Genomic DNA, 26,562 nt, shown 5'->3' on the forward strand with positions numbered 1-26,562 from the left:
CGGCGTCACCGGCGCAGCGCCGTCTCCCGCTCCATGCGCGACAGCTTCTCGGGGTTGCGCACGGCGTACAGGCCGGTGATGAGGCCGTCGTCGACGCGCACCGCCACCACGCTGTCCAGGCCGCCGTCGAGCCGCACGACCAGTGCCGGGTGGCCGTTGACCTGCGCCGGCCGCAGGGAGACCTCGGCGGTGAGCCGGCCCAGCGCGCCGAGCAGCAGCCGGGCCACCTTGTCGGCGCCGTCGACGGGCCGCAGGACGGCCTGCCGGACCCCGCCGCCGTCGCCCAGCAGCACGACGTCGGGCGCCAGGATGTCGAGCAGGCCCCGCAGGTCGCCCGTCTCGACCGCCCGCCGGAACGCGGCGAGCGCGTCCCGGGTGTCGGCGGGGGAGACGGTCCCGCGCGGCCGGCGTGCCGCGACATGGGCCCGGGCCCGGTGCGCGATCTGCCGGACCGCGGCCGGGCTCTTGCCGACGGCGTCGGCGATCTCCCCGTACCCCAGGGCGAACACCTCGCGCAGCACGAACACCGCCCGCTCGACGGGCGCCAGGGTCTCCAGGACCAGCAGCATGGCCATCGAGACGCTGTCGGCCAGTTCGACGTCCTCGGCCACGTCCGGGGTGGTCAGCAGGGGCTCCGGCAGCCAGGAGCCGACGTAGGACTCCTTGCGGCGGCCCAGCGCGCGCAGCCGGCTCAGTGCCTGGCGCGTGGTGATGCGGACCAGGTAGGCCCGCGGGTCCCGTACCTCGCCGAGATCGACGCCCGCCCACCGCAGCCAGGTCTCCTGGAGCACGTCCTCCGCGTCGGCGGCGGAGCCGAGCATCTCGTAGGCCACGGTGAACAGCAGGTTGCGGTGGGCGACGAACGCCTCGGTGGCTCGGTCGCTGTGTTCTGTCGTCACGTACCCGAGACGCCGGCCGGGGCGGTTCCGTGACAGCACCGGCCGGTGGCGCACGTCACATTTCCGCCACGTCACAGGGAACGGAGCACCGGCGTCCTGTGGGCATCCGACGCACGGACACGAGTGAGGACGACGCCATGGAAACCCGGTTCGACCTGTTCGAGAACGAGATCGCGGCCAAGTTCGCCAAGCGGTTCGCGGGGACGGCGGTGGTGCTCCAGCAGTCGCCGCTGCCGAGGTCCACGCAGGAACTGGTGTCGCTGCGCGCCAGTCAGATCAACGGCTGCGGCCACTGCGTCGACATGCACGCCAAGGAGGCCGCGGCGGCCGGGGAGAGCGCGGTGCGGCTCAGCCTGGTCGCCACCTGGCGCGAGTCCACCGTCTTCACCGAGGCCGAACGGGCCGCGCTGGCCCTCGCCGAGGAGGGCACCCGGCTCGCCGACGCCCACCAAGGCGTGTCCGACGAGACCTGGGAGCTGGTACGCGAGCACTACGACGACGACCAGACCGCCGCGCTGGTCTGCCTGGTCGGGCTGATCAACGCGGCCAACCGGCTCGCCGTGATCACCCGTCAGAAGGGCGGCTCCTACGAGCCCGGGGCGTTCGCCGCCGCGTTCGACTGATCCCTCCGACGCCGGGTTCCGAGGCGCGTGAGCAGCGCGCCGAGGAACCCGGCGGCCAGCCCCCACCCCGCCGCGAGGCCGGCCACGGTCCACAGCCGCGGCCGCAGGAACAGTTCCCCGGAGAGCCCGCCGCCCAGGTCACCGATGCCCAGCAGCGACAGGCCGTACCGCGCGAAGACCCGGCCGGTCAGGCCGATCACGAGCACCGTCGCCACCAGCGCGCAGGCCATCCGCACGGCGTCGCGCCAGGCCGGCGTCCCGGCCGGCGACCGCGCCGCCAGCACGCACCCGGCGGCCGGCAGCAGCACCGCGGCGGCGACCAGCAGCCACCACGCCCGGCCGTCCTGGCCGGTGAGCGTCCCCAGGTTCACGGTCGAGACGTCCGGGGTGCGCAGCACCTCGTCCAGGACGCGGGGCATCGGCAGCCCGAACGGCCCCTCCACCCGCCCGTTCCAGGTACCGCCCATGCCGATGGTCAGCGCGGGCCACGTCAGGTTGGGCAGTCCGAGCAGCACCACGGCGAGGGTCTGCGCCGGACGCCCCCGGGTGGCCGCGACGGCCAGCGCGACGACGACGCCGACCGCGACGCAGGCGAGCAGCAGCGCGACCATGGCGTACGCCGCCGGACGCGCGGCCGACCGCAGCCGCCCGAGCCGCCCGGACAGCGGCGCCCCGCCCGTCACCAGCAGCGCCACGAGCAGGACACCCGCCAGCCACAGCAGGCCGAAGAACACGGTCAGCGGCACGTCCGTGGTGAAGCCGACGGTCGGGGAGACGCCGAACAGGTCACCGAGGTCGTCCAGCCATCCCTCCCCGAGGGAGACCTCGAAGGTGTGCCGGGCGGCGAGGGCCAGGGCGAGCAGGACGAGCAGCCACAGGACGGCGATCCGGCCCGCCCAGCGGGCCAGTTCCGGTCCGTCGGCCACCGTGCGGCGGCGCAGCGGCCCGAGGAAGCCCCGGCCCACCACCAGCGCCCCGGCCAGCGTCACCGACAGCGGCATCACGGTGAGCCCGGCCTCGGCGCCGGCCAGCTCCCCGGCGTCCCCGGACAGTTCCACCGCCCCGCCCAGCGCGGCCGCGACGACCGCCGCGACGACCGGCCAGAAGGCACCGTCGGGCAGGTCGGCCGCCCCGGCCGCCCACAGCCCGAGCGCGGCGACCGCGAACGGGACGGCCAGCCCGGCCAGCACCGTGCCCAGGGCCGCTGTCCAGCCGTGGTCGGAGGGGGTGCGCACACTCACCCCGCCACGCTAAGCAGCGCCCGGCACCCCCGCCCGCCGGGCGAGGCGCACGGAGTCGTCCGCCGCCCGTCGCGACCTCACCCGGCCCGGACGACCAGCGCGTAGTCACCCAGCCCCAGCAGCCGCTCCGCCGGGATGTCCCCGAGGGCCGTGACCACCGTCAGCACCCGGCCGGTGTCCGGGTCGAAGGCGATGTCCCGGACCGTGCCCCGTTCGTCCCCCGCGTCGGTCAGCACCCGGCTGCCCACCGGGTCGTACGGGGGCGGCACCGGATCGGCGGGGCCCGCCGACCGGACCAGGACGGCGTCCGGCCCCACGGCGTGCAGCGCCGCCCAGGGCAGCACCGTCTCCCGGCGCGGACGCCGGCCGCGCAGCCTCAGGTGGGTGACCGCGCCCGAGCCGGCGTCGACGGCCAGCGACGTCACGGCCCCCAGCTCCGCCGCGTCGGTCAGGGTGAGTACCGGCAGCCCCCGTATCTCGGAGAACAGCGTCATGACGAGGACTCCCTCCGGTGGCCCGGCACGCCACCGGCCGTCAGAGCGGCCAGCTCGTCGAGACTCCCCACGAGATGGCGGACGGCGTCCGCGGGCAGGACGAGCGCCCGGCCGGACACGGCGAGGGTCTCGCCGCGCGGCACGTAGACCTGGCGCCGACGGCGTCGGGACCCCGGCGCGAGCGACTTGCTCGCGGCCACCCGGAAGCCGACCACCCGGCCACTGCCCCCGCCCTCCACCACCACGTCGAGCACCGTGCCGACGTCGGTGCCCGCGTCCGTCAGCACCCTCGCCCCCAGCACCCGGCCCTGCGCCGCCTCCCGGCGGGCCACCACGGCGGCCGTCTCCGCCAGCTCCCGCCGGTCCCGGACCAGCACCGCGTCATGGCCGAGCGCGTGCACGGCGGGCCAGGGCAGGCTCTGCCGCAGCGGGCCCGACAGCAGGCCCCGCCCGCTGAGCGTGAAACCCGTGATCCGTCCGGCCTCCGCGTCGAAGACGGTGTCCTTGACCTGCGCCACCGCGTCACCGCCCAGGGTCACCACCGGCCGGGTGGTCAGACTCCGCGCGGCCATCAGCTCGTTCATCGCACGCCCTTCCCGCCGGACCGGCGCCCGGGCCGTACCGCGACGACCGTGCCGGACCGCCGCCGGGCCTGTACCGCCAGCGTCAACAGCACTGCGGCGACCAGCACCGCGACCACCACGACGAGCCACGTCCACCAGGCCACGGTCCACCTCCGCCGTTCCGCCCCGGCCGCCGCTGCGCGACGGCTCCGGTCACGGACCGGGTGCCCCGTGCGGCTGTGACAATTCCCGCAGTCAGAATGAGGGGACATGCACGGCCGACGGCGGGGTACCAGGACTGGTGCAGCAGCGTCCGGCCAGTCCGGCTTCCGAGAGAGAAACGCATGATCGACCACCTGGACGGGGCAGTGATACCGACTGGTTTCGACGTGCCCGTGGAACCGCTACGGCGGGCGGCACACTACACCGGCGAGCCCGGATGCATCGCCGAGGCGCGTTCCTTCGCCTCGCTCTTCCTCCAGCAGCTGAGGACCGAGTGGTGCGCCACGATCGGCCGCCCCGCCGACGGCGCGGTGCTCCTGGTGGTGAGTGAGCTGGTCACCAACGCCGACCGGCACAGCCAGGGCCCCTACATCCTGGAACTGGAGGGCACGGACACGTCGGTGACGGTCTCCGTCTACGACAGCAGCGCGGCGCTGCCCAAGCGCTTCCCCCGCGACCCGGAACGGGTCGGCCGGCACGGCCTGGAGATCGTGCACGCGCTGGCCGGCGAACTCGTCGTGGAACGGGTCCCGGTCGGCAAACGCGTCCGCGCGGTCGTCCCCCTCACCGAATGAACCCGCCCGCACCGGACGAGCCCGCCTGAAAGCGGTGCCGGGGCCCACGGGAGAGGGGCCCCGCCGCGGGTTCAGGCGCGGTCCAGCTCCCCCAGCATGCCCTCGCGCAGCCGGGCGATGATCCGCTTGATCAGCCGGGAGACGTGCATCTGCGTGCAGCCGAGCCGTTCGCCGATCTCCGCCTGGGTGGCCTCCTCCACGAACCGCATGTGCAGGATCCGCCGGTCGCGCTCGCTGAGTCCGGCCATCAGCGGCGCCAGCGAGTGGACGTCCTCGACGAGCCGCAGCCCGTCCTCCTCCACACCGATGAAGTCGGCCAGGACCGACTCGCCGCCCTCGGGGCCGTCCCCGGTGAGCGCGGCGTCCAGCGACGAGGAGTGGTAGCCGTTGGCGGCGATCTGCCCCTCGATCACCTGGTCCGGGCTGAGGTTCATCAGCGTGGCCAGCTCGGCGACGGTCGGTTCGCGGTCCAGCCGGCTGGACAGCTCCTCACGGGCCCTGGCCAGCTCGACGCGGAGTTCCTGGAGCCGCCTGGGGACGTGCACCGCCCAAGTGGTGTCCCGGAAGAAGCGCTTGATCTCGCCGACGATGTACGGCAGCGCGAAGGAGGTGAACTCCACCTCGCGCGACAGCTCGAACCGGTCGATGGCCTTGATCAGACCGATCATCCCGGTCTGGACGACGTCCTCCATGTCGTCGCCGCGGCCACGGAACCGGCCGGCGGCGAACCGCACCAGCGACATGTTCATCTCGATCAGGGTGCCCCGCGCGTACTGGTACTCGCGCGTGCCCTCCTCGAGGACGGACAGCCGCTGGAAGAACTGACGGGACAGCTCCCGCGCGTCACGCGGCGCCACGGACCGGCCGTCCACCACATCCGGCGGCCATTCCCCGTCCGCGGTCTCCCCGGCGCGCGGCGCCTGCGGCCGGACCACGGCGGTGTCCCTCGCCTCTGCCACGAAAGTCACGGTCTCGACGCCTCCCTGCATCCGTCCGGGGGTGCGGATACCCGGGTCGCGCCGGCACATGCCGCCCAAATGGCCCGGTACCGCCCGCTCAGGATATCCGCCGCCGCCCGCCCGCACACCAGCGGCGCCGGCGGCGCGCGGGCCCCGATTTCCCTCAGGGCGGAACGCGGGCCCCTTAACCCTCCCGCCGGTCGCTCCTAGGCTGGGAAGGTGAGCAGCCGAACACCGGACGAAGCCCGTGTCATCCCCCTGCGCCCGCCCGCCGCGGCCCCGGCCCCCTCCTCCCGGGAACCGCTCTGGCGCGACCTGGTCGGTGACGTCCTGCGGCGTGAACGCCTCGCCCAGGAACGGACCCTGAAGGACGTGGCGGAGGCGGCCCGGATCTCCATGCCGTACCTGTCCGAGGTGGAACGCGGCCGCAAGGAGGCATCCTCCGAGGTGCTCGCCGCCGCCGCCCGGGCGCTCGGCCTGGGCCTGGGCGATCTGCTGACCCGGGTCCACGGCGAACTCGTCCGGGTCACCGCCCGCCCCTCGGCCACCGGCCGCGGCGGCAGCCGTTCCCGCCACGACGGGCTCTGCCTGGCGGCCTGACCACACCGCCGCCGCCCACCCGCGCGGTCCGGCGCCCTCCCCGGCGGGGCGCCGGACCGCGCGGGCTCAGACCGTCACGAGCCGCCGGCTGAGCACCTCGTCGGCCAGCCCGTACGCCACCGCCTCCCGGGCCGTGAACACCTTGTCGCGGTCCATGTCCGCCCGCAGCGCGGTGACGTCGTGGCCGGTGTGCCGGGCCAGCACCTCCTCGACCTGGGAGCGGATCCGCACCATCTCCTTCGCCTGGAGCGCCAGATCGGAGACCGTGCCCTGCCGGCCCCCGCTGGCCGGCTGGCCCAGCAGCACCCGCGCGTGCTCCAGCACGAACCGCCGCCCGGGATCGCCGCCCGCCAGCAGCACCGCCGCCGTGGAGGCCGCCTGGCCGACGCAGAACGTCGAGATCGGCGCCTGTACGAACGTCATGGTGTCGTAGATCGCCATCAGCGAGGTGTACGAGCCGCCGGGGGAGTTGAGGTAGATCGAGATCTCGTGCTCCGGCGCCGACGACTCCAGGTGCAGGAGCTGGGCGATGACGACGTTGGCGACGCCGTCGTCGATCTCGGTGCCGAGGAAGATGATCCGCTCCGCCAGCAGGCGGCTGAACACGTCGTAGGACCGCTCGCCCTGCGGGGTCCGCTCCACGACGTTCGGAATGGTGTACGTCCCCATGGTCACAGCCCCATCCGTCGCCGCGTGACGGCCGGGCGGACGTCCGCGAGGGACTCCACCACCCGGTCCACGATCCCGTACTCCCTGGCCTCCTCGGCCGTGAACCAGCGGTCCCGGTCACCGTCCCGGGAGATCGTCTCCGGCGACTGGCCGGTGTGCTCGGCGGTGATCCGCTCGATGGTCCGCTTGGTGAACTCCAGGTTGTCCGCCTGGATCTCGATGTCGGCGGTGGTGCCGCCGATCCCCGCCGACGGCTGGTGCATCATGATCCGCGCGTTCGGCAGCGCGTACCGCTTGCCCGCCGCGCCCACACTGAGCAGGAACTGCCCCATGCTGGCGGCGAATCCCACGGCGAGCGTGGAGACGTCGTTGGGGATCAGCCGCATCGTGTCGTAGATGGCCAGCCCCGCGTGGACCGAGCCGCCGGGGCTGTTGACGTACAGGCTGATGTCGGTGCGCGGGTCCTCGGCGGACAGGACCAGCAACTGGGCGCAGACCCGGTTCGCGGAGACCTCGTCGACCTGGGTGCCCAGGACGACGATGCGCTGGGCGAGCAACTGCGCGGCGAGGTGGTCGTCGAACCGGCTCGGCGGGGTGTCGCCCTCCTGCGCTCGCGGCAGCGGACGGGTGGTGAGTGGGGACATCGGCGCTCCTTCGCTCCGTTCGGGATCGTGCCGTCGTCCTCACTGTCGGCCCGCGACCGCCCCGGCCGGGGCTTTCTCTGCCCGCGGCAGATTCGCCGAGGGCAGAGCGGTCAGCCGGCCCGCCCCTCGCGCAACTGCCGGAAGAAGGCCCGCACATCGCCCACCAGCAGTTCGGGCTGTTCCAGCGCCGCGAAGTGCCCGCCCCGGTCGAACTCCGTCCACCGCACCAGGTTCTCGGTACGCCGGGCCTTGTGCCGCAGCGGGATCTGCGGGTCGGCGGCGAAGGAGGCGACCGCGGTCGGCGCGGTGGACGGTTCGTGCGGGGCGGCGGCCCGGCCGGTGGCGTGCGCCCGTTCGTAGTAGACGCGGGCCGACGAACCGGCGGTGCCGGTCAGCCAGTAGAGCATCACGTCGGTGAGCAGCCGGTCGCGGTCCACCGCCTCCTCCGGCAGCCCGGCCGAGTCCGTCCACTCGGCGAACTTCTCCACGATCCAGGCGAGCTGCCCGACGGGGGAGTCGGTGAGCGCGTACGCCAGGGTCTGCGGCCGGGTGGACTGCTGGGCGGCGTATCCGGTGCCCTCGCGGGACCACGCCTCCCAGCGGCGCCACGACCGGAGGGCGCGCTCCCGCTCAGCGGGGTCGAGGGCGTCCAGTTCCGCGGCGGTCGGCTCGGTGGCCTGCTGGGCGCCCGGCAGCAGATTGAGGTGCACGCCGATCACCCGCTCCGGGTGGACCCGGCCCAGCTCGCGGGAGATCGCCGCGCCCCAGTCGCCGCCTTGGAGGCCGTACCGGTCGTAGCCGACGCGCCGCATCAGCTCGGCCCAGGCGTCGGCGATCCGGCCCGCCTCCCAGCCGGTGTCCGGCGCCGGCCCCGACAGACCGAACCCGGGCACGCTCGGTACCACGACGTGGAAGGCGTCGGCCGGGTCGCCGCCGTGCGCGGCCGGATCGGTCAGCGGCCCGACCACGTCGAGGAACTCGGCGATCGACCCCGGCCAGCCGTGGGTGATCACCAGCGGCGTGGCGTCCGGCTCGGGGGAGCGGACGTGGGCGAAGTGCACGTTGGCGCCGTCGATGGTGGTGGTGAACTGCGGCCACGCGTTCAGCTCCGCCTCGGCGGCCCGCCAGTCGTAGTCGTGGCGCCAGTACCGCACCAGCTCCCGCAGGTAGTCCCGTGGCACCCCGTACGCCCATCCGGCGCCGGCGGGCTGGTCCGGCCAGCGGGCGCGGTCGAGGCGGTCGTGCAGGTCGTCGAGGTCGCGCTGCGGGACGTCGAGGCGGAAGGGGCGGAGGGCGCCGTCGTCGGCGGGCGGGAAGGAGAGCACGGCGGGATGGTAGGCACGCGGGCCCGCCCCGGTCGAAGGGATTGCCATGCGGCCGATGAGTTTCCGGCCTCGCACCGGTCGACACAGATGACCGCGTTCCACGCGTCCGGGAGGTACCGATGACCAGCGACGGATTCACCACGTGCCTGTGGTTCGACGACCAGGCCGAGGAGGCCGCCCAGTACTACGTCTCGGTGTTCGAGGACTCCGACTCCCGCGTCGGTGACATCACCCACTACCCCGAGGGAGGCCACCGTCCCGCCGGCACGGTGCTCACCGTCGACTTCACCGCCAACGGGCAGAAGTTCGTCGCGCTCAACGGCGGACCGGAGTTCACGTTCACCGAGGCGATCTCCTTCCAGGTCACCTGCGAGACCCAGGAGGAGGTCGACCACTACTCGGCCCGGCTGACCGAGAACGGCGGTGAGCTGGGCCCCTGCGGCTGGGTGAAGGACCGGTTCGGGGTGTCCTGGCAGGTCGTGCCGCGCCGGCTCATGGAGATGTTCGCCGACCCCGACCCGGCGAAGGCCGCCCGCGCGAACAAGGCGATGGAGTCGATGCGCAAGCTGGACATCGCCGCCCTGGAGAAGGCCTTCGCCGGGGAGCGGTGACGCGCCGGCCGCCGTCGCCTCCGTTCCGGACAGCGACATGTCCGGAACGCGCGTTCGCCGCGCGGGCCCGGACCTGGCTGGCTAGCGTGGGAAGACGGACCCCCACACCCACCCACCTCGTCCGGGAGGCGGCGGCCATGGCGGTACGGCCCGAGGGGACCCCATGCTGGGCCGACGCGATGTCCGGCGACGGCCAAGAGCTTCTACGGCGACGTCCTCGGCTGGACCTTCGGCGAGTCGGCGTCGGAGTTCGGCGACCACACCACGGCCTACGCGGACGGCAAGGCCGTCGCCGCGGTCGTGCCGCCCATGCCGGGCGGCGAGAGCGACGCGCAGTGGTGCCTCTGCTTCGCGGCCCGCGACGCCGCCGGGACCGCGGCGAAGATCCGCTCGGCCGGCGGCGAGGTGGTGATGGAGCCGATGAAGGTCGGCCACTTCGGCACCATGTGCCTGGCCCGCGACCCCGGCGGCGTCCTCTTCGGCCTCTGGCAGGCGGACGCGCACGAGGGATTCGAGGCGACGGGCGAGCCCGGCGCCTACTGCTGGGCGGAGATCTTCGCCCGCGAGCCCGGGAAGTCGGACGCCTTCTTCCCGGAGGTCTTCGGCTACCGGGTCAAGCGGCTGGAGGACGACGCGATCGACTTCCGCCTCTTCGGCCTGGGCGAGGGGACCGTCCTGGGCCGCATGGCCATGACGGACGACTTCCCGCCCGAGCTGCCGCCGTGGATCGACGTCTACTTCACGGTCGCCGACTGCGACGAGGCCGTTTCCCGCGCCACCGAGCGCGGCGGCGTGCTGCGCTTCGGGCCGATGGACTCGCCCTTCGGCCGGTTCGCGGCGCTGTGCGACCCGCAGGGCGCGAGCTTCTCGGTGATCGACATCACCACGACGCAGGGCGAGATGCCGAAGGTCGCGGACATCTCCTGACAGCCGGCCGTCGGAGCCCTCGGACCCGGGCGGGACCCCGCACCTGGTCATGACATCATCGAGCCCATGCGTGAACGTGTTGTGGCCGCGTGCGACGGGGCCTCGAAGGGCAACCCCGGCCCGGCGGCCTGGGCCTGGGTCGTCGCGGACGAGAGCGAGACCCCGGACCGCTGGGAGGCCGGCCCGCTGGGGCGGGCCACCAACAACGTCGCCGAACTCACGGCGCTGGAGCGGTTGCTGGCCGCGACAGACCCGGCGGTGCCGCTGGAGATCCGGATGGACTCCCAGTACGCGATGAAGGCCGTGACCACCTGGCTGCCCGGCTGGAGGCGCAACGGCTGGAAGACCTCCGCCGGCAAGCCGGTCGCCAACCAGGAGCTGGTCGTCCGCATCGACGAGCTGCTCGACGGCCGCTCGGTCGAGTTCCGCTACGTACCGGCCCACCAGGTCGACGGGGACCGGCTCAACGACTTCGCCGACCGTGCCGCCAGCCACGCTGCCGTCGTCCAGGAGGCGGCGGGCAGCGCCCTGGGCTCCCCCGAGCCGCCGCCCGCGCCGGACACCCCGGCCAAGGCCCCGCGCCGCAAAGCCCCCACCGCCCGGAAGGGCGGCGGGGGCTCCGCACGGACGATCAAGGCCAAGTTCGCCGGGCGCTGCCTGTGCGGACGCTCCTACGCGGCCGGCGAGTCCATCGCCAAGAACGACAAGGGCTGGGGCCACCCGGAGTGCCGCACGGCGGCGGCCGGGTAGCGGCGGCGCGCGTCACACCACGCCGCGCCAGGCCCCGGTCTCGTGGCCGCGCCGCTCGATGAAGTGCTTGAAGCGCTCCAGGTCGCCCTTGGTCTGCCGCTGCACGACCCCGAGCTTGTCGCCCACCTTCTCGGCGACGCCGTCCGGCCGGAACTCCATCTGGAGCATCACCTTGGTGTGGTCGTCGTCGAGGCGGTGGAAGGTGACGACCCCCGCCTGCTCGGTCTCACCGGCGACCGTGGTCCACGCGACCCGCTCGTCCGGGATCTGTTCGGTGATCCGTGCGTCGAACTCCCGGCGCACCCCGTTCACGTTCGTCACCCAGTGCGTCAGGGTGTCGGTGCGCTGCTCGATGCGCTCGACCCCGCTCATGAACTCGGGGAACGACTCGAACTGGGTCCACTGGTCGTACGCGGTGTGGACCGGCACGCCGACCTCGATGGATTCCTCGACCTGCGACATCAGGTACTGCCTCCTTCGGCTTTCGTCGGGTGGACGGCCCGGGTACCCGGCGCTCGCGGGGTGAATCTCCTGATCGTCCGTCACTTCGCTGTTACCCTGCGGGTCATATGACCGTTTTACGGCATTTCAGGAGGGTGTGTGAAGATCGCCTGCGTCGGTGGCGGGCCCGCCGGGCTGTATCTGTCGATCCTGTTGAAGAGGGACGATCCCGACCACGACGTCACCGTCCACGAACGAGACCCGGAAGGCTCCACCTACGGCTGGGGCGTCACCTACTGGCGCCCCCTGCTCGACCGGCTCCACCACCACGACCCCGAGTCGGCGCGCGCCGTCGAGGAGCACTCGGTGACCTGGCGGGACGGCGTCGCCCACGTCGGAGCGCTGACGGCACGTCACCGGGGCGACACCGGCCACGGCATCGGACGGCACCGGCTGCTGGAGATCCTCGCCGCCCGGGCCCGCTCGCTCGGCGTACGGCTGGAGTACGGGCACGAGGTCGGCGCCGACCGGCCGCCCGCCGCCGACCTGGTCGTAGCGGCCGACGGCGTGGGCAGCGCGCTGCGCGCCCGGCACGCCGGGCACTTCGGCACCGAGGTGCGCGCCGGACGCAACCGCTACCTCTGGCTCGGCACCACCAAGGTCTTCGACGCCTTCACCTTCGCCTTCACGGCGACCGACCACGGCTGGATCTGGGCCTACGGCTACGGCTTCGGCCCCGGCCACAGCACCTGCGTCGTCGAGTGCGCGCCCGAGACCTGGACCGGCCTCGGCCTGGACCGGGCGGACGAGGGGGAGGGGCTGGTCCTGCTGGAGAAGCTCTTCGCCGACGTCCTCGACGGCCATCCGCTGATCGCACGGCCGGCGACCGGCGACGGCGTCCTCCCCTGGCAGCCCTTCCGCACCCTGACCAACCGCGTCTGGTCGCGCGGCAACCTGGTCCTGCTGGGCGACGCGGCCCACACCACGCACTACTCCATCGGCGCCGGCACCACCCTGGCCCTGGAGGACGCCGTCTGCCTGGCCGCCGCCCTGCGCGAACACTCCGCCCTGCCGGACGCCCTCGCCCGCTACGAAGCCGAACGCCGGGCGGCCCTGCTCCCCGTGCAGAGCGCCGCCCGTTACAGCGCCCGGTTCTACGAGAACCTGCCGCGCTACCTCGCCCTGCCGCCCGAGCAGATGTTCGCGCTGCTCGGACAGCGCCACTCACCCCTGCTGCCGCACGTCCCGCCCCGCCTGTACTACCGGCTCGACCGGGCGGCGGGACGGCTCGCGCCGCTGCGCCGGGCCAAGCGCCGGCTCGGCCCGAAGATGGCTCGCCTCGCCCAGACCAGGGCCCTCGCCAAGGCCGGCGGATGACAGACTGACGCCATGGAAGAACGCGCATTCGACAGGTCGGGACAGCACGCCTCCGTGATCGGTCTCGGCACCTGGCAGTTGGGCGCCGACTGGGGCGACGTCGACGACAAGGAAGCCCTGGCGGTACTGGAGGCGGCGGCCGAGGCCGGGGTGACCTTCTTCGACACCGCCGACGTCTACGGCGACGGCCGCAGCGAGGAGATCATCGCCTCGTTCCTGCGGGGCCGGCCCGACCTGCACGTCATGGTCGCCACCAAGATGGGGCGCCGCGTCGAGCAGGTGCCGCAGAACTACGTCCTGGACAACTTCCGCGCCTGGAACGACCGTTCCCGGCGCAACCTCGGCGTCGACGTCCTCGACCTGGTCCAGCTGCACTGCCCGCCGACCCCCGTCTACTCCACGGACGAGGTGTTCGACGCCCTGGACACCCTGGTGACGGAGGAGCGGATCAAGGCGTACGGCGTCAGCGTGGAGACCTGCGCCGAGGCGCTCACCGCGATCGCCCGGCCGAACGTCGCCAGTGTCCAGATCATCCTCAACCCGTTCCGCGTGAAGCCCCTGCGCGAGGTCCTCCCGGCGGCCCGGGAGGCCGGCGTCGGGATCATCGCCCGGGTGCCGCTCGCCTCCGGCCTGCTGTCGGGCAAGTACACCCGCGAGACCGTCTTCGCGGCCAACGACCACCGCACCTTCAACCGGCACGGCGAGGCATTCGACCAGGGCGAGACCTTCTCCGGCGTCGACTTCGCCACGGGGGTCGAGGCCGCCGCGGAGTTCGCCGCGCTGGCCCCCGAGGGGTACACCCCGGCCCAGCTGGCACTGCGCTGGATCGTCCGGCAGCCCGGCGTGACCACGGTGATCCCCGGCGCCCGCTCGCCCGAGCAGGCCCGGGCCAACGCGGACACCGCCGCGCTGCCCGAGCTGTCCGACGCCACGCTCGCGGCCGTCACGGAGCTGTACGAGCGGCGGATCAAGGACCAGGTGGAAAGCCGCTGGTAACGGCAGGCCCAGGCCGCCTCACGGCACCAGGTGGAGTTCCCGCTCCTGCTCCTGGTCGCCGGAGGCGGCGCCCTCGTCGCGGGTCGTGAAGGCGTGGGCCAGCGTCTCGCTCGCCGCCGTCACGGCCTGCGGCGTGCCCTGCACGGTGACGGTCACCGGAGCGGACAGCCGCGCGCCGGCCGCGGGCGCCCGGGAGGCGTCCGGAGCCGACGGGGAACTGAAGGTGGCGGTGCGGACCGTGGCCCGGTCGTCCGCCGGAAGGTCGTCCGGGGCCCCGAACACGCCCTCCAGCGCGTGCACGACCGCCCGCGCGTCGTCGATCCCGCCGCCGCTGAGCGTCACGGTGAGCTGCGTGTCGGACATCCTTGGCGACCTCCTCGTACGGTGCTTGGTCGCCGTCCGTGTAACCGTGCCCGCCCCTCCCAAACAGGGCGTCCGCCCGTCGCCGTGTCTGAGCGAAGGGAACCCGGGAAGCTGTCAGTCACATCGTGACAGTCGTGACAGCCGGGAGGACCAGTGGCGGACGCGGGCGCGGGCGCGGCGAAGGACACGGGCAGGCGCCGGGGGCGCGACGAGACCGAGGAGGAGCGCGCCGACCGGATGTGGACGGAGCTCATCCAGGAGGTCCGCGTCGCGCAGATGGGCGTACAGATCCTGTTCGGCTTCCTGCTGACGGTCGTGTTCCAGCCCAAGTACGAGCAGCTGTCCGACACCGACCAGAGCATCTACCTGATCACCGTGGTCCTCGGTGCCGCCGCGACCGGCGCGCTGATCGGACCGGTCTCGCTGCACCGGATCGTCTCGGGCCGGCGCGTCAAGCCCCAGGCCGTGCGGTGGGCCTCCCGGCTCACCCTGCTCGGGCTGGTGCTGCTGCTCGCCACGACGACCGCGTCCCTGCTGCTGATCCTGCGCGTCGCCACGCACGACGGCTTCGTGCCCTGGCTGGTCGCGGGCGTCGTGGCCTGGTACCTGCTGTGCTGGTTCGTCATTCCGCTGTGGACGCGGTACCGCCACACCTCGGACTGAACCGCCGCCTCAGCCCGCGTCGATGACCTCCGCCAGGAAGTCGTCGACGCGGAACTCCTCCCGGCCCGGGGGCACGACGGCGTGCGTCTCCCGCAGGAAGGCCGCGACGGCCGGGGCCCAGGCGAACACCACGGCGTGATGACGGTCCCCGTCGGCGCGGGGGTCGCCCAGGAACTCGATGCGCAGTTCGTCCAGCGTCCCCTGGGACACGGGCCGCAGCCGTACGTCACCGATGCCGACCGGACGCAGCAGTCCCTCGGCCACCATCTCCCGGTCCAGCGTCCAGCGCGCCAGTACGTGGCCGTCGTGGCTGAAGACCACGGTGAGCGCGAACGGGTCCGCGGCGTCGTACCCCAGGTGGGCGAAGACGGGACAGCGCTCCGTGTCACCCGCCTGGAGCTGTACGACGAGCGTCTGGTGCACGAGGGAGTTCACGAATGGGCCTCCGGGAAAGAACCTGCCTGGAACCCTCCGGGTACCCCCGTCTCCCGCACAATGCTCCGGCGTCCGGGTGATTGTCCCGGGCGACCGGGCTCAGGACCCGCCCAGTGCCTCGCGCAGCGCGGGCAGCAGGGTCTTCTCGGACCAGTCCAGGAAGGCCGGCTGGGACTCGCCGCCGATCTGCACCAGCGCGATCTCGGTGAACCCGGCCTCGGCGTAGGGGCGTACCGCCTCCACGAAGGCGTCCGGGTCGTCGCCGCACGGGATGGACCCGGCGACGTCGTCCGGGGTGACGAACTGGGTGGCCGCCGCGAAGGAATCCGGGTGCGGCAGCTCGGAGTTGACCTTCCAGCCCAGGCCGAACCAGCGGAACTGGTCATGGGCGCGCCTGATCGCCGTGTCCCGGTCGGGGTCGTACGACACCGGCAGCTGGCCCACCCGCGGCTTGCCCGTGCCGCCGTGCCGGTCGAAGGACTCCAGCAGTTCCGGCTTGGGCTCGGTGGCGATCACCAGGTCGGCGAGCCGGCCCGCCAGCGCGCAGGACCGCTCGCCGGAGACGGCCATGCCGATGGGCGGCGGACTGCCGGGGAGGTCCCACAGCTTCGCGGACTCCACGTCGAAGTGCTTGCCCCGGTAGGTGACGTGGCCGCCCTCGAAGAGCGCCCGGATGATCTCGACGGCCTCCTCGAACATCTCGTGCCGTACGTCGGCGGTCGGCCAGCGCCGCCCCACCACGTGCTCGTTGAGGTTCTCGCCCGAGCCGAGCCCCAGCCGGAACCGCCCCTCGGACAGCAACTGCATGGTCGCCGCCTTCTGCGCGATCACCGCCGGGTGGTACCGCAGGGTCGGGCACGTCACGTACGTCATCAGCGGGATGCGCCGGGTGGCCTGGGCCGCCGCGCCCAGCAGGCTCCACGCGTAGGGGGAGTGCCCCTGGGAGCGCAGCCACGGGAAGTAGTGGTCCGAGGTGACCGAGAAGTCGAACCCGACCTCCTCGGCCCGCACCACATGGCCGACCAGTTCACGGGGGCCGGCCTGCTCGGTCATCATCGTGTATCCGATTTGCACCATAACCGCCGGGTCCCCTGCCGGGCCGGGAGAAAACAGCCCGGCACGGGACCCGGCGGGCCCGCCGTCAGCGGCGGGGGGCAGGCGCGCCGTCCAGCCCGAAGCGGGCGGACCAGGCCGCCATGTCGGGGACCGTCGCGTTGCCCCCGCACACCACGAGCCCCAGCCGGGCCCCGTCGCCGACCCGCTCCCGTACCCGCCGGGCGGCGGGCAGCAGACAGCCGGCGGCCGGCTCGGTCCACAGCTTGGCGTGCTCGGCCAGCTCCAGCGACCCCTGTACGGCCTCCCGGTCGGACACCACGAGCACCTCGGTGACCAGGGCCGACACATGGTCGTAGGTCAGCCGCGAGACGGCCGGGGCGCTGAGGGTGGAGACGATCGACGACAACTCGACCGGCAGTGGCCCGCCCGCTGACAGCGCCCGGGACATCGCCTCGGCGCCCTCGGTCTCCACGCCCCACACCCGTACGTCCGGACGGGCGGCCCGCAGCGCCGCCGCCACCCCGGCGATCAGCCCGCCGCCCCCGATGCTCACCAGCACGTCGGTGAGGTCACCGGCGTCGGCGGCGAACTCCAGGCCGGCGGTGCCCTGCCCGGCGATCACCACGGGGTCGTCGAAGGGATGCACCAGCGTCAGCCCCTCCTCGTCCAGCCGCCCGGCGAGCGCGAACGCCTCGGCCATGCCGTCCGTCAGCCGCACCGACGCGCCCGCCTCCTCGGCGATCCGTACGGAACGGGCGGGCGCCGAGCGCGGCATCACCACCGTGGCCTTCACATCGAGGTCGGCGGCCATGACCGCCAGGGCGATGCCGTGGTTGCCGCCGCTGACCGCGACCACCCCGGCGGCCCGCTCCGCCTCGCCCAGCGACAGCAGCTTCGCCACCGCGCCGCGTGCCTTGAACGAGCCGGTGCGCTGGAGCAGTTCCAGCTTGGTGGTGACCGGGACCCCGAGCAGCGCGGACAGCCCGGGACTGGACACCGTCGGAGTGCGCAGGACATGTCCGGCGATCCGCTCCGCGACGGCTTCGAACTCTTTGATACCGATCAAACCCATGCGATTCCGATCGAACTCAAGGGAGTGCCTCTCAGTGCTGCTGGGCCTTCGGCGGGGTCGCCTCGCTGGGCCGGACCACCACGTACCCCTGGCCCTGGAGCATCAGCTGGACGGCCTCCCCGGAACCGCCGCGCAGCATCGAGCCGATGGACTGCGAGCGGTGCAGCGAGGTCTGGAGCCCGGCGGTCCAGCCGACCACCGCGTCCGTGTCGACGTACACCGGGTACTGCGGGGAGACCGGGATGACCAGCGGGGTGCCCTCGCACACCAGCCCCAGCCTGCCCTGCCCGGTGAAGACGCTGTTGAACAGGCCGCCCCCGCTGATGCCGGCGCCCTTGACGGTGGCGATGCGATACGCCAACGAGGCGTCGAAACACAGGACGTTGCGGCCGTTGACCGTGAACTCGTCGCCCTGGTCCACCTCCACGACGAAACAGTTCTGCGCCTCGTGGGCGAACCACGCCTCGCCCTGTCCGCGCACCGCCATCAGCGGCAGGCCCTCCCCGGTGACCGCGCGCTTGAGCATGCCGCCCACGCCCTGGCCCTTGCGCTCGAACTGCAGATTGCCGCGGTAGGCGACCATGGCGCCCTGGCGGGCGAGCATCTCGCCGTTCACCGCGTACCGGATGCATTTGGCGTTCTCGACGGTCATGCCCGGCGCCTGCGCGGGCTGGACCATGTGCTCACTGGTAAAGAGGTCACCCTTCATACGGGCATCCTGTCCCGGACCGGTCCCTTCCGCCAAGATCGGGTCAGCCCCCGAACAACTGCGTCCAGTACGTGCCCGCCCGGCCGCCGCCGGCCAGGCCGATCCCGATGTGCGTGAACTCGGCCTTCAGGATGTTGGCGCGGTGGCCCGGGCTGTTCATCCAGCCCTCCACCACGGCGGCCGGGGAGCGCTGCCCGCAGGCGATGTTCTCGCCGATCGTGCCCCGCGCGACACCGGCGGCGACGGCGCGGTCCCGGGGGCCGCCGCCGTCGGGGGAGGTGTGGGAGTAGAAGTCCCGGGCCACCATGTCCGCGCTGTGCGCCTGAGCGGCGGCGGTGAGCAGCGGATCGGGGGCGAGCGGCCGCAGCCCCGCCGCGGCCCGCTCCCGGTTGGTGAGGGCGACGACCTCGGCGGCCGTCCGGGCCAGGCCGGCCGCGGTCAGCGGCGAGGCCCACAGCGCGGTCCAGTAGGTGTCGCCCGAGGGCCCGCCGGTGACATGGGCCAGGCCGACGTGGGTGTGGGCGGGGTCGCGCAGGGTGCGGCGGGCGCCCTCGGTCCTGAGGCAGTAGGCGACGAACTCGTCCGGGGTGCGCGGCCCGGACACCAGGTGCTCGCCGACGGTCAGGTAGGCGTATCCGGCGCCGAGGGCGCGCTGGTAGACGGAGATCCCGTCCCGGGTCTGCACGCTCAGCGTGCCCGCGGCGGCCATCGCCGAGGCGTGCGCGCGGGCGGCGCCGGCCAGCCGGGCGTCGAGTGAGACGGGCGGGGAACCGGCGGCGGCCCGGGCGGAGTTGACCTCCAGGAGGAAACCGCCGTCCTCCGGCGGGGGGACGGGCCTGCCGCCCGGCGGGGGAACCGGCCTGGCGCCCGGCGGGGCGACGGGCCCGCTGTCCGGCCGGGAACCCGGCCCGTCGCCCAGCCGGTCGCCCACCCTGGGCAGCACCGCGGGGCTCACCGCGGGGACCGCCCCCGGGCCCGTCGCGGCGACGGCCGGCGGCGTCTCGTCGTCGACGTCCACCCCGAAGTCCCGGGCGAGCCCGGCCAGTCCGTCGGCGTAGCCCTGTCCCAGGGCCCGCAGCTTCCAGCCCTCGCCGCGCCGGTAGAACTCCGCGAGCAGCAGCACCGTCTCGCGCCCCGGGCGCGGCGGCGTGAACCGGGCCAGGGCGCGCCCGTCCGCGTCCGTCACCCGCAGCGTGGGGGAGGGCAGCGCGCTCAGCTCGGTGTCCGGGTCGGCGGCGCTGACGGCGACCGTCACCCGGGTCGCGCCGGTACGCAGTGCGCGCGGGTCGACGGTGAGGGTGTCGCCGCGCAGCCGGGCGCCGGGAGCCTCCGGCTGGTTGTAGAAGACGAAGTCGCCGTCGCCGCCGACCTTGCCGCCGTCGCCGGTGATGAGCGCGGACACGTCGAAGCCGCCCGGCACCCGTACCTGAACGGGACCGCCCGGCAGGGGAAGGTTTCCGCCCGGAACCAACTCGTTCATGGCACCGCCCTGTCGTCGTGCTCGCGCTCCGGTGGGGGTGCCGGGTGAACGGGCGGAGCGGCACGAGGGTTCCCGCCGGGGCAGATCCCGAGGGTGCGGTGCGGTGCGTTGGGCGTCGGGCCCCGCCTCAGCCGCGCAGCGACCGCGCCCAGTCCGCCGGTACCCGGCCCGCCGGTCCGGGCGACGGCTGGTCCTCGGGGTGGCTGACCGGCGGGGCGAGCGCCGGTCCCGACGCGCGCAGCCGGTCGGCCGCGTAGTCCCAGAATCAGTCCTCGCCGGGCTCGTAGCTCCGCACCACCGGATGCCCCGAGGCCCGGAAGTGCGCGGTGGCGTGCTGCCCCGGCGAGCTGTCGCAGCAGCCCACGTGGCCGCAGGCGGCACAGCGCCGCAGGTGGAACCACCAGCCGCCGCCCGCCTCGCACTCGGCGCAGCCCGCGCCGCTCGGGGGTACGGCGGGGTCGATCGCCCGGTCGCCGCTCACGTCGCTCACGTCACTCATACCGGCTCCTCGGCCGTCGGTCCCGGCTCCGCCGCGGTGAGCGGCAGGAGTACCTGGAAGCGGGTGTCACCCGGCCGGGAGTCCACCTGGAGGCTGCCGTGGTGCTTGTTGACCACGATCCGCCAGGAGATGTCCAGGCCGAGTCCGGTGCCCTCGCCCACCGGCTTGGTGGTGAAGAACGGGTCGAAGATACGGTCCCGGATCTCCGGGTCCACCCCGGGCCCGGTGTCGCGGAACTCCACCAGCAGCCGGTCGTGGTGGCGGGCCGTCCGCACGGTCAGCGTGCCCTCGCCGCCCGCGCCGTCCATCGCGGAGACCGCGTTGTCGATCAGGTTGGTCCACACCTGGTTCAGCTCCGCCGGATAGGCGGGGACGCCCGGGAGCGTACGGTCGTACTCCTTGACCACCTTGATCCGCGGGCCGGTCTTGCCCGACAGCATCAGCAGGGTGGAGTCGAGGAGTTCGTGCACGTCGGCGATCCGGTACGGCGCGCGGTCCAGCTGGGAGTACTGCCTGGCGGCGTCCACCAGGTGGGAGATGCGGGCCGTGGAGTCGCCGATCTCGTTCATCAGCAGCTCGGTCTCGACCGTGTAGTTGAGCCAGCCGACCGCGTTCGGCAGGATCTCCTCGTCCACGGCCGCCGCGACCTGGTCCAGCCACTCGGTGTCCAGCCCCGCCTGGACGAAGGTCGGCGCGAACTGCCAGCCGTTCCGGATGCCGTGGTCGTCCAGCCAGTCGGTGACCGCGTCCTCCAGGTCGGCGGCCTCCATCGGGGTCAGCGCGGGCGCCTTGGTGACCCGCTCGGCCGTGCGTTCCTGGATGTCGATGAGCCCGGCCAGCGCCTCCCGGGAGAACGGTCCCCCGGTGATCACCGCGAGCTTGTGCCGCATCTTCGCCACCCGCTCCCGCAGCGTGGCGGTGGCCCGCACCGCCGCGGCGGCCGGGTTGTTCAGCTCATGGGTGAGTCCGGCGGACAGCGAGCCCAGCGCCAGCAGCCGCTCGCGCTGCCCGACGGCCCGCTGGGTGTTCTTCGAGCCGAAGAACAGCCCCTCCAGCAGATGGACCGCCATCGGGAACCACTCCCGCATGATGCTCGCGAACGTGTCCGCGGGCAGCACGAAGAACCGGGTCGGCGCGGTGACCCGCAGGGAGTTGGTGTGGACCTGCGGCACCCGGTCCCCGAGGTAGGCCTGCATCGCCCCGGCGTACACCCCGCGCTGCGAGGTCCGGTTGGTCTCCACGTCGTCCCCGCCGACCCGGCGGGAGAGCACCACGGAGCCCTCCAGCATGACGTAGAAGCAGGTGGCGGGCTCTCCCTCGGCGTACACCGGGCCGGGCTCGAACAGCTCCACCCGGCCCTCGGCGCACAGCCGCCCGAGCTGCTCCGGCGTCAGCTTCTCGAACAGGAACAGCTCCCCGATCTCGCCGGGGCTGCAGGGCATCGGCCGCCCGCTCACGACTGCTCCAGATACCGGTGGACGAGCATCACGGCCATGGCACCCTCTCCTACGGCGGACGCGACCCGCTTGGCGGACTCGGCGCGGGCGTCGCCCGCCACGAACACGCCGGGGACGCTGGTCTCCAGGTGGTACGGCGGCCGGGCCGGCTCCCAGCCGGCCGGCGGCCGTCCGTCGGCGGTCAGGTCGGGCCCGGCCAGGATGAACCCGCGCTCGTCCCGCGCCACCGTGCCGTCCAGCCAGTCGGTCAGCGGGGCCGCGCCGATGAACACGAACAGCCACTGTGCGTCGACCAGTTCGCTCCGCCCCGACTCCGTGTCCCGCAGCGTGAGCCGCTCCAGGCGGCCGTCGCCGTGCGCGGACTCCACCACCGTGCCGCAGCGCACCACGATGTTGGGCGTGTCCTCGATCTGCTGGATCAGGTAGTGCGACATCGACGCCGCCAGCGACGGGCCGCGCACCAGCAGCGTCACCGACTTGGCGCCCCGGGCCAGGTACATCGCGGCCTGCCCGGCCGAGTTGGCGCCGCCGACGATGTACACGTCGTGGCCCTGGCAGGCGGCGGCCTCGGTCAGCGCCGATCCGTAGAACACACCGCAGCCGGCCAGGTCGCCGGTGCCCGGGGCCGCCAGTTCCCGGTAGGAGACGCCGGTCGCAAGAATCACGCTGTGCGCCGCGACCGCCGAGCCGTCGGAGAACCGTACGGTCCGCGCCGACCCGTTGACCTCCAGGCCGGTCACCTCCCGGGCGGTGAGGATCTCGGCGCCGAACTTCGTGGCCTGCCGCCGGGCCCGGTCGGTGAGCTGGGCGCCGGAGACGCCGTCCGGGAAGCCGAGGTAGTTCTCGATGCGGCTGCTCTGCCCGGCCTGTCCGCCGGTCGCCGACCGCTCCACCAGGACCGTCCGCAGCCCCTCGGAGGCCCCGTAGACGGCCGCGCCGAGTCCGGCCGGGCCGCCGCCGATCACCACCAGGTCGTAGAAGCCGGCGGCCGGCGTGGTCGCCAGGCCCACCCGCGCGGCGAGGTCGGCGGCCTCCGGCTCGACCAGCGGCGTCCCGTCCGGTGTGATCACCACCGGCAGCCGCTGCCCGTCCTGCCCGGCGGCCGACAGCAGCCGCCTGCCCTCGGGCTCGTCGGCGGAGTACCACCGGTACGGCACCTGGTTGCGGGCCAGGAACTCCCGGACCTCCGAGCAGCGCGCCGAGAAGCGGTGCCCGACGACCTTGGTGCTGGGCACCGGCTTGTGGTCGCCGGCCCGCCACGCCGCGAGCAGGTCGTCCAGGACGGGGTAGAGCTTCTCCTCCGGCGGGTCCCACGGCTTGAGCAGGTAGTGGTCCAGGTCGACGACGTTGATCGCGTCGATGGCCGCGTTGGTGTCCGCGTACGCGGTCAGCAGCACCCGGCGCGCGGCCGGGTAGACGTCCATGGCCTGTTCGAGGAACTCGATGCCGTTCATCCGCGGCATCCGGTAGTCGGCGAGGATCACGGCGACGAGATCGCCGCGGAGTTTCAGTTCGCGCAGCGCCTGGAGCGCGGACTCCCCGGACTCCGCGCGCACGATGCGGTGCGCGGCGCCGTAGCGCCGCCGCAGGTCGCGGGCGACGGCCCGGGACACCCCCGGGTCGTCGTCCACGGTCATGATGACGGTCCGTGCCGTCTCGGCGGCCTGTGTCATGCGTCCCCCACGTCGGGCGGCCGGGTTCACGGCACGGCAGATTCCGTGACCGCACCGGCCGCCGTCCATCGTATGTTCGATCGTGGTGCGCTGCCCGGCGTGCGGGACCCGGCCCGGACCACGTGCACCGACCGGCGTGCGCCGCCCGGCCCGGGTCAGCCGCGGCGCGCGCCCAGCACGCAGAACTCGTTGCCCTCGGGGTCCGTCATCGTCACCCAGGACTGCTCGCCCTGCCCGACGTCGGCGCGGCGCGCGCCCAGCGCGAGCAGCCGGGCGACCTCGGCCGCCTGGTCGACGGGCCGGAAGTCGAGGTGCAGCCGGTTCTTGACGGTCTTGGCGTCGGGCACCGGGACGAAGAGCAGCCCCGGCAGCCGGTCCGGCTCCGGACGGATCTCGTACACCCCCGAGGAGTCGTCCACCACCACCCAGCCCAGCGCCTCGGCCCACCAGCGGCCGAGCGCCTCCGGATCGGCCGAGTCGATGATCACTTGTTCCCACTCCAACGTCATGGCGGGCAGGGTACGTAAGGAAGACTGACAGCGCACGCAATTACCGCGACGCAGGGAGGAACCGCATGACGCGCCCGATCACGGCAGGGGTGGACGGATCGGAGGAGAGCCTGGCGGCACTGGCCTGGGCGGCCCGGCAGGCCGTCCGGCACGGGGCGGCGCTGCGCGTGGTGCACGTCTGGCGGTTCGAGCCGGAGGCGGTGGACCGGGCCGGGGACCGGGACGCGCAGGAGCGGTGGGTGCGCGAGACGCTGGCCGAGGCGGTGGGCACGGTGACGGCCCGCCATCACGGCCTGGAGGTCACCACCGACGTGGTCGAGGGCGACCCGGTGGAGACGCTGGTCGCCGTGGCGGCCGACACCGGCGTGCTGGTGCTCGGCTCGCGCGGCCACGGGGCGGTCGTCGGCTTCCTGCTGGGTTCCGTGGGCCAGCAGGTCATCGCTGAGGCGACCCGGCCCGTCGTCCTGGTCCGCGCCGGTGACCGTCCCTCCGACGAGGTGGCCGGGCACGAGATCGTCGTCGGCCAGCAGGGCGAGGCGGAGGACAGCGCCGAGGTGCTGCGGTTCGCGTTCGAGGCCGCCGCCGCCCGCGGGGCCACCGTACGCGCGGTACGGGCCTGGACCCTGCCGCCGCTGTTCTCCTACAGCCCCGCCTCGCTCAAGCTGCTGGACGACGCCGGGGGCCTGGAGCCCTACGAGCGCAAGGCGCTGGCCGAGGCGCTCAGGCCGTGGCGGGCCCGCTTCCCCGACGTGCCCGTGGTCGAGCACGTGGAGATGGGCAGCGCCGGGCAGGTCCTGCTGTCGGTGGCCGGGCGCGCCCAGCTGATGGTCGTCGGCCGCCGCGCCCGCCGCTCGGCCGTCGGCGCCCGGATCGGCTCGGTCGCCCACGGGGTGCTGCACCACGCCGGGTGCCCGGTGGCCGTCGTACCGCACGCGTGAGTCACTCCTCGGCCGTGGGCCGGAGCGTCTCGCGGGCCTTGGGCAGGACGTCGGTGATGTAGTCCTGGACGGCGGTGTCCAGCCCGATGTCGTGCTGGGCCCGCTCGGACAGGTACCAGCGGTGCTCCAGCAGCTCGTGATAGATCTCCGCCGGGTCCATGGCCCCGCGCAGCTCGTACGGCACCGCCCGCACGGTCGGCCGGAACACCTCGCGCACCCAGCGGTGGGCGAGGACCTCCGGGCGGGCGCCCAGGGGGTCGCCGGGGGCGTAGTCGTCCTGGGTGGCCATCCAGGACTCCAGGTCGTTCAGCAGCCGCCGGGCCTGGTTCTCCTCGGCGTCCAGGCCCGTCAGCCGCAGCAGTTGGCGCTGGTGGTGCCCGGCGTCGACGACCTTGGGCACGAAGGTGACGGTGTCGCCGTCGGAGGCGTGCTCGATCTGCATCTCGGCCACGTCGAAACCGAGGTCGTTGAGCCGCCGTATCCGCCGCTCTATGTAGTGGTACTTGCCCGCCGGGTACACGGAGGTGCGGGTCAGCTCCTGCCACAGGCTCCGGTAGCGGGCACAGATCTCGGTGCCGAACTCGATGGCGTCCACGGACGGGTGCAGCGCGCCGGACGCCTCCAGGTCGAGCAGCTCGCCGCTGATGTTGACCCGGGCCAGGTCGAGGTCGTAGTCCCGCTGGCCCTCGCTCAGCCGCGGGTGCAGCTCGCCGGTCTCGGCGTCCACCAGGTAGGCGGCGTAGGCGCCCGCGTCGCGCCGGAACAGGGTGTTGGACAGCGAGCAGTCGCCCCAGGCGAACCCGGCCAGGTGCAGCCGCACCAGCAGCACCGCCAGGGCGTCCATCAGCCGGTGCATGGTCGCCGGGCGCAGCGTCGTCTCGAACATCGACCGGTACGGCATCGAGCCGCCGAGGTGCCGGGTGATCAGCACCGGCTCCAGCGGCTCGCCCGCGGCGTCCGTGCGGCCGGTGACCACGCCGAGGGCGTCCACCGCCGGGATGCCGAGGCGGTCCAGGTCGCGCAGCAGCTCGTACTCGCGCAGCGCGGGCCGCTCCGCCAGTTCCTTGACGGCGACGATCTCGTCCCCGGCACGGGCGTACCGGACCACGTGCCGGGAGATCCCGCGCGGCAGCGGCACGAGGTGCTTCTCGGGCCACTCCTCCAGCGGGGTGTGCCAGGGCAGTTCGAGCAGGAGCGCCGGGTGCTCGGGGTTGGTCGCGTTGATCTGCAGAGCCATGGGTCGGTGTCCTCGTCTCGCCGGTGAACGGGATCACCTTAAGGACTTCTCTCCGATGCCGGCCCGTTCGGTAACGGGCGTGACAGCTCCGCTGCCGGTGGGCTCGTACGACGGCGACATCGCGCCGACTGCGGCGGGAGGCGCGGATCTCGACCCGCTCCTGCCGCCCCGAGCCGCCTACGCCGGTGCCTGGCACGTCGTGCCGGCCACCGCCTCGCGCGACCGGCTGGCCCGTCTCGCCACGACATGCCGTGTCTGACCGCCCTGATGAACCGCCACGGCTGGGTGACGGTCGATCTGGTCCGCAGGGAGAGCGGCACGGTCTTCCACGCCCGTGACCCTTCCCCACCGGCGGGGTCTTCGAGGACCCGGCCACGGGGGCCGCGGCCGACGCGCTCGGGGGCTGCCTGCGGGAGGCGCGCCTGGATTCCCCTGCCGTCCCGGCCGACCGTCCTCCAGGGGTACGGCATGGGCCGTCCGAGCACCATCACCGTCACCGTCCCCGAGGACCCGCGCACCGGCATCGGCATCACCGGTACGGCCGTGCCCCTGTGA

General features: G+C 73.6%; 31 protein-coding genes and 2 pseudogenes. 12 read left to right on the forward strand and 21 right to left on the reverse strand.

Annotation, left to right across the window (positions count from 1 at the left end; all coding sequences use genetic code 11):
• Positions 1-5: 5 nt before the first annotated feature.
• Entirely contained in the window at positions 6-899 is an 894-nt protein-coding gene (locus tag J7I94_RS12620) for an RNA polymerase sigma-70 factor (RefSeq protein WP_308114553.1), read from the reverse strand.
• A 137-nt stretch (positions 900-1,036) separates the two neighbouring features.
• On the opposite strand from J7I94_RS12620, the gene J7I94_RS12625 reads away from it, so the two are divergent.
• Positions 1,037-1,522: a carboxymuconolactone decarboxylase family protein gene (locus J7I94_RS12625; protein WP_215167152.1), complete on the forward strand. Its 486-nt coding sequence runs from the start codon at positions 1,037-1,039 to the stop codon at positions 1,520-1,522.
• Here J7I94_RS12625 and J7I94_RS12630 read toward each other — a convergent pair.
• The 4 genes from J7I94_RS12630 to J7I94_RS12645 all read right to left on the reverse strand — a co-directional run bounded on the left by J7I94_RS12630 (position 1,486) and on the right by J7I94_RS12645 (position 3,984).
• The gene (locus J7I94_RS12630) at positions 1,486-2,763 is read right to left on the reverse strand and encodes a streptophobe family protein (RefSeq protein ID WP_215167153.1); all 1,278 of its coding nucleotides are present in this window, start codon (positions 2,761-2,763) and stop codon (positions 1,486-1,488) included. The genes J7I94_RS12625 and J7I94_RS12630 overlap by 37 nt on opposite strands.
• Positions 2,764-2,840: 77 nt before the next feature.
• A complete protein-coding gene (locus J7I94_RS12635; protein ID WP_215167154.1) occupies positions 2,841-3,257 on the reverse strand; it encodes a PRC-barrel domain-containing protein in 417 nt (138 codons plus the stop codon).
• Positions 3,254-3,841, reverse strand: a complete 588-nt coding sequence (locus J7I94_RS12640) for a PRC-barrel domain-containing protein (protein WP_215167155.1) — start codon at positions 3,839-3,841, stop codon at positions 3,254-3,256. The genes J7I94_RS12635 and J7I94_RS12640 overlap by 4 nt, the downstream gene beginning before the upstream one ends.
• Positions 3,838-3,984: a hypothetical protein gene (locus tag J7I94_RS12645; protein WP_215167156.1), complete on the reverse strand. Its 147-nt coding sequence runs from the start codon at positions 3,982-3,984 to the stop codon at positions 3,838-3,840. Before J7I94_RS12645 ends, J7I94_RS12640 begins: the two co-directional genes overlap by 4 nt.
• A gap of 180 nt (positions 3,985-4,164) precedes the next feature.
• On the opposite strand from J7I94_RS12645, the gene J7I94_RS12650 reads away from it, so the two are divergent.
• Positions 4,165-4,617 carry an ATP-binding protein gene (locus tag J7I94_RS12650; RefSeq protein ID WP_215167157.1) on the forward strand — a complete coding sequence of 151 codons (453 nt, stop codon included), beginning with the start codon at positions 4,165-4,167 and terminating at the stop codon, positions 4,615-4,617.
• Between the two features lie 71 nt (positions 4,618-4,688).
• Here J7I94_RS12650 and J7I94_RS12655 read toward each other — a convergent pair whose 3' ends face one another.
• Entirely contained in the window at positions 4,689-5,576 is an 888-nt protein-coding gene (locus J7I94_RS12655; protein WP_374198382.1) for an RNA polymerase sigma factor SigF, read from the reverse strand.
• Positions 5,577-5,795: 219 nt separating this feature from the next.
• On the opposite strand from J7I94_RS12655, the gene J7I94_RS12660 reads away from it, so the two are divergent.
• On the forward strand, positions 5,796-6,176 hold the full coding sequence (locus J7I94_RS12660) for a helix-turn-helix domain-containing protein (protein WP_215167159.1): 381 nt from the start codon (positions 5,796-5,798) through the stop codon (positions 6,174-6,176).
• A gap of 66 nt (positions 6,177-6,242) precedes the next feature.
• On the opposite strand, the gene J7I94_RS12665 is transcribed toward J7I94_RS12660, so the two are convergent.
• From J7I94_RS12665 to J7I94_RS12675, 3 genes are all read right to left on the reverse strand, one after another.
• Positions 6,243-6,845 (reverse strand): ClpP family protease, encoded by a 603-nt coding sequence (locus tag J7I94_RS12665; protein WP_215167160.1) that lies wholly within the window; start codon positions 6,843-6,845, stop codon positions 6,243-6,245.
• A 2-nt stretch (positions 6,846-6,847) separates the two neighbouring features.
• Positions 6,848-7,489, reverse strand: a complete 642-nt coding sequence (locus J7I94_RS12670; RefSeq protein WP_215167161.1) for an ATP-dependent Clp protease proteolytic subunit — start codon at positions 7,487-7,489, stop codon at positions 6,848-6,850.
• A gap of 110 nt (positions 7,490-7,599) precedes the next feature.
• Positions 7,600-8,862 carry an epoxide hydrolase family protein gene (locus J7I94_RS12675; RefSeq protein ID WP_215167162.1) on the reverse strand — a complete coding sequence of 421 codons (1,263 nt, stop codon included), beginning with the start codon at positions 8,860-8,862 and terminating at the stop codon, positions 7,600-7,602.
• Positions 8,863-8,933: 71 nt separating this feature from the next.
• Here J7I94_RS12675 and J7I94_RS12680 point away from each other — a divergent pair, with 71 nt between their 5' ends.
• From J7I94_RS12680 to J7I94_RS12690, 3 genes and pseudogenes are all read left to right on the forward strand, one after another.
• Positions 8,934-9,425, forward strand: a complete 492-nt coding sequence (locus J7I94_RS12680; RefSeq protein ID WP_215167163.1) for a VOC family protein — start codon at positions 8,934-8,936, stop codon at positions 9,423-9,425.
• A 137-nt stretch (positions 9,426-9,562) separates the two neighbouring features.
• Positions 9,563-10,352, forward strand: a pseudogene (locus tag J7I94_RS12685) (VOC family protein).
• 66 nt (positions 10,353-10,418) lie between these two features.
• Positions 10,419-11,102: a ribonuclease H gene (locus J7I94_RS12690; protein ID WP_251075057.1), complete on the forward strand. Its 684-nt coding sequence runs from the start codon at positions 10,419-10,421 to the stop codon at positions 11,100-11,102.
• A 12-nt stretch (positions 11,103-11,114) separates the two neighbouring features.
• Here J7I94_RS12690 and J7I94_RS12695 read toward each other — a convergent pair whose 3' ends face one another.
• Complete coding sequence (locus J7I94_RS12695; protein WP_215167164.1) at positions 11,115-11,564, reverse strand: SRPBCC family protein; 450 nt, start codon at positions 11,562-11,564, stop codon at positions 11,115-11,117.
• Positions 11,565-11,702: 138 nt separating this feature from the next.
• On the opposite strand from J7I94_RS12695, the gene J7I94_RS12700 reads away from it, so the two are divergent.
• A complete protein-coding gene (locus J7I94_RS12700; RefSeq protein WP_215167165.1) occupies positions 11,703-12,920 on the forward strand; it encodes an FAD-dependent monooxygenase in 1,218 nt (405 codons plus the stop codon).
• Between the two features lie 12 nt (positions 12,921-12,932).
• Positions 12,933-13,916 (forward strand): aldo/keto reductase, encoded by a 984-nt coding sequence (locus tag J7I94_RS12705; RefSeq protein WP_215167166.1) that lies wholly within the window; start codon positions 12,933-12,935, stop codon positions 13,914-13,916.
• 18 nt (positions 13,917-13,934) lie between these two features.
• Here the strand turns inward: J7I94_RS12705 and J7I94_RS12710 are convergent, their stop codons facing one another.
• Positions 13,935-14,279: a hypothetical protein gene (locus tag J7I94_RS12710; protein WP_215167167.1), complete on the reverse strand. Its 345-nt coding sequence runs from the start codon at positions 14,277-14,279 to the stop codon at positions 13,935-13,937.
• Between the two features lie 237 nt (positions 14,280-14,516).
• Here J7I94_RS12710 and J7I94_RS12715 point away from each other — a divergent pair, with 237 nt between their 5' ends.
• Positions 14,517-14,942 (forward strand): DUF6328 family protein, encoded by a 426-nt coding sequence (locus J7I94_RS12715; RefSeq protein WP_251075071.1) that lies wholly within the window; start codon positions 14,517-14,519, stop codon positions 14,940-14,942.
• A gap of 9 nt (positions 14,943-14,951) precedes the next feature.
• On the opposite strand, the gene J7I94_RS12720 is transcribed toward J7I94_RS12715, so the two are convergent.
• The 9 genes and pseudogenes from J7I94_RS12720 to J7I94_RS12760 all read right to left on the reverse strand — a co-directional run bounded on the left by J7I94_RS12720 (position 14,952) and on the right by J7I94_RS12760 (position 23,832).
• Positions 14,952-15,377 (reverse strand): SsgA family sporulation/cell division regulator, encoded by a 426-nt coding sequence (locus tag J7I94_RS12720; protein ID WP_215167169.1) that lies wholly within the window; start codon positions 15,375-15,377, stop codon positions 14,952-14,954.
• A gap of 99 nt (positions 15,378-15,476) precedes the next feature.
• Positions 15,477-16,454 carry an LLM class F420-dependent oxidoreductase gene (locus J7I94_RS12725; protein WP_215167170.1) on the reverse strand — a complete coding sequence of 326 codons (978 nt, stop codon included), beginning with the start codon at positions 16,452-16,454 and terminating at the stop codon, positions 15,477-15,479.
• A 64-nt stretch (positions 16,455-16,518) separates the two neighbouring features.
• Entirely contained in the window at positions 16,519-17,499 is a 981-nt protein-coding gene (locus J7I94_RS12730; protein WP_215167171.1) for a threonine/serine dehydratase, read from the reverse strand.
• A gap of 37 nt (positions 17,500-17,536) precedes the next feature.
• Entirely contained in the window at positions 17,537-18,214 is a 678-nt protein-coding gene (locus tag J7I94_RS12735; RefSeq protein WP_215167172.1) for an AIM24 family protein, read from the reverse strand.
• A gap of 43 nt (positions 18,215-18,257) precedes the next feature.
• Positions 18,258-19,694 carry a CAP domain-containing protein gene (locus J7I94_RS12740; RefSeq protein ID WP_215167173.1) on the reverse strand — a complete coding sequence of 479 codons (1,437 nt, stop codon included), beginning with the start codon at positions 19,692-19,694 and terminating at the stop codon, positions 18,258-18,260.
• A gap of 127 nt (positions 19,695-19,821) precedes the next feature.
• Positions 19,822-20,193: pseudogene (locus tag J7I94_RS12745) on the reverse strand (UBP-type zinc finger domain-containing protein).
• On the reverse strand, positions 20,190-21,650 hold the full coding sequence (locus J7I94_RS12750) for an ATP-binding protein (RefSeq protein WP_215167174.1): 1,461 nt from the start codon (positions 21,648-21,650) through the stop codon (positions 20,190-20,192). Before J7I94_RS12750 ends, J7I94_RS12745 begins: the two are co-directional and overlap by 4 nt.
• Positions 21,647-23,323: an FAD-dependent oxidoreductase gene (locus J7I94_RS12755; RefSeq protein ID WP_215167175.1), complete on the reverse strand. Its 1,677-nt coding sequence runs from the start codon at positions 23,321-23,323 to the stop codon at positions 21,647-21,649. Before J7I94_RS12755 ends, J7I94_RS12750 begins: the two co-directional genes overlap by 4 nt.
• 155 nt (positions 23,324-23,478) lie before the next feature.
• Positions 23,479-23,832, reverse strand: a complete 354-nt coding sequence (locus J7I94_RS12760; RefSeq protein WP_215167176.1) for a VOC family protein — start codon at positions 23,830-23,832, stop codon at positions 23,479-23,481.
• Positions 23,833-23,897: 65 nt separating this feature from the next.
• On the opposite strand from J7I94_RS12760, the gene J7I94_RS12765 reads away from it, so the two are divergent.
• Positions 23,898-24,770 carry a universal stress protein gene (locus tag J7I94_RS12765; protein ID WP_215167177.1) on the forward strand — a complete coding sequence of 291 codons (873 nt, stop codon included), beginning with the start codon at positions 23,898-23,900 and terminating at the stop codon, positions 24,768-24,770.
• A gap of 1 nt (position 24,771) precedes the next feature.
• Here J7I94_RS12765 and J7I94_RS12770 read toward each other — a convergent pair whose 3' ends face one another.
• The gene (locus tag J7I94_RS12770; protein WP_215167178.1) at positions 24,772-26,007 is read right to left on the reverse strand and encodes a DUF4032 domain-containing protein; all 1,236 of its coding nucleotides are present in this window, start codon (positions 26,005-26,007) and stop codon (positions 24,772-24,774) included.
• 79 nt (positions 26,008-26,086) lie between these two features.
• On the opposite strand from J7I94_RS12770, the gene J7I94_RS39230 reads away from it, so the two are divergent.
• Positions 26,087-26,266 carry a hypothetical protein gene (locus J7I94_RS39230; RefSeq protein ID WP_215167179.1) on the forward strand — a complete coding sequence of 60 codons (180 nt, stop codon included), beginning with the start codon at positions 26,087-26,089 and terminating at the stop codon, positions 26,264-26,266.
• Positions 26,254-26,562, forward strand: a complete 309-nt coding sequence (locus tag J7I94_RS12780) for a hypothetical protein (protein WP_215167180.1) — start codon at positions 26,254-26,256, stop codon at positions 26,560-26,562. Before J7I94_RS39230 ends, J7I94_RS12780 begins: the two co-directional genes overlap by 13 nt.

Source organism: Streptomyces sp. ISL-12 (assembly GCF_018614415.1).
GTDB lineage: Bacteria > Actinomycetota > Actinomycetes > Streptomycetales > Streptomycetaceae > Streptomyces.

Excerpts from the sequence above, each read along its gene's own strand:
- J7I94_RS12625 (WP_215167152.1), top strand. The coding sequence starts at position 1,037 with ATGGAAACCCGGTTCGACCTGTTCGAGAACGAGATCGCGGCCAAGTTC.
- J7I94_RS12705 (WP_215167166.1), top strand. The coding sequence starts at position 12,933 with ATGGAAGAACGCGCATTCGACAGGTCGGGACAGCACGCCTCCGTGATC.
- J7I94_RS12740 (WP_215167173.1), bottom strand. The coding sequence starts at position 19,694 with ATGAACGAGTTGGTTCCGGGCGGAAACCTTCCCCTGCCGGGCGGTCCC.
- J7I94_RS12675 (WP_215167162.1), bottom strand. The coding sequence starts at position 8,862 with ATGGCAATCCCTTCGACCGGGGCGGGCCCGCGTGCCTACCATCCCGCC.
- J7I94_RS12670 (WP_215167161.1), bottom strand. The coding sequence starts at position 7,489 with ATGTCCCCACTCACCACCCGTCCGCTGCCGCGAGCGCAGGAGGGCGAC.
- J7I94_RS12770 (WP_215167178.1), bottom strand. The coding sequence starts at position 26,007 with ATGGCTCTGCAGATCAACGCGACCAACCCCGAGCACCCGGCGCTCCTG.
- J7I94_RS12765 (WP_215167177.1), top strand. The coding sequence starts at position 23,898 with ATGACGCGCCCGATCACGGCAGGGGTGGACGGATCGGAGGAGAGCCTG.
- J7I94_RS12695 (WP_215167164.1), bottom strand. The coding sequence starts at position 11,564 with ATGTCGCAGGTCGAGGAATCCATCGAGGTCGGCGTGCCGGTCCACACC.
- J7I94_RS12640 (WP_215167155.1), bottom strand. The coding sequence starts at position 3,841 with ATGAACGAGCTGATGGCCGCGCGGAGTCTGACCACCCGGCCGGTGGTG.
- J7I94_RS12665 (WP_215167160.1), bottom strand. The coding sequence starts at position 6,845 with ATGGGGACGTACACCATTCCGAACGTCGTGGAGCGGACCCCGCAGGGC.
- J7I94_RS12710 (WP_215167167.1), bottom strand. The coding sequence starts at position 14,279 with ATGTCCGACACGCAGCTCACCGTGACGCTCAGCGGCGGCGGGATCGAC.
- J7I94_RS12780 (WP_215167180.1), top strand. The coding sequence starts at position 26,254 with ATGCCGTGTCTGACCGCCCTGATGAACCGCCACGGCTGGGTGACGGTC.
- J7I94_RS12760 (WP_215167176.1), bottom strand. The coding sequence starts at position 23,832 with ATGACGTTGGAGTGGGAACAAGTGATCATCGACTCGGCCGATCCGGAG.
- J7I94_RS12690 (WP_251075057.1), top strand. The coding sequence starts at position 10,419 with ATGCGTGAACGTGTTGTGGCCGCGTGCGACGGGGCCTCGAAGGGCAAC.
- J7I94_RS12635 (WP_215167154.1), bottom strand. The coding sequence starts at position 3,257 with ATGACGCTGTTCTCCGAGATACGGGGGCTGCCGGTACTCACCCTGACC.
- J7I94_RS12715 (WP_251075071.1), top strand. The coding sequence starts at position 14,517 with ATGTGGACGGAGCTCATCCAGGAGGTCCGCGTCGCGCAGATGGGCGTA.
- J7I94_RS12735 (WP_215167172.1), bottom strand. The coding sequence starts at position 18,214 with ATGAAGGGTGACCTCTTTACCAGTGAGCACATGGTCCAGCCCGCGCAG.
- J7I94_RS12650 (WP_215167157.1), top strand. The coding sequence starts at position 4,165 with ATGATCGACCACCTGGACGGGGCAGTGATACCGACTGGTTTCGACGTG.
- J7I94_RS12755 (WP_215167175.1), bottom strand. The coding sequence starts at position 23,323 with ATGACACAGGCCGCCGAGACGGCACGGACCGTCATCATGACCGTGGAC.
- J7I94_RS12725 (WP_215167170.1), bottom strand. The coding sequence starts at position 16,454 with ATGGTGCAAATCGGATACACGATGATGACCGAGCAGGCCGGCCCCCGT.
- J7I94_RS12680 (WP_215167163.1), top strand. The coding sequence starts at position 8,934 with ATGACCAGCGACGGATTCACCACGTGCCTGTGGTTCGACGACCAGGCC.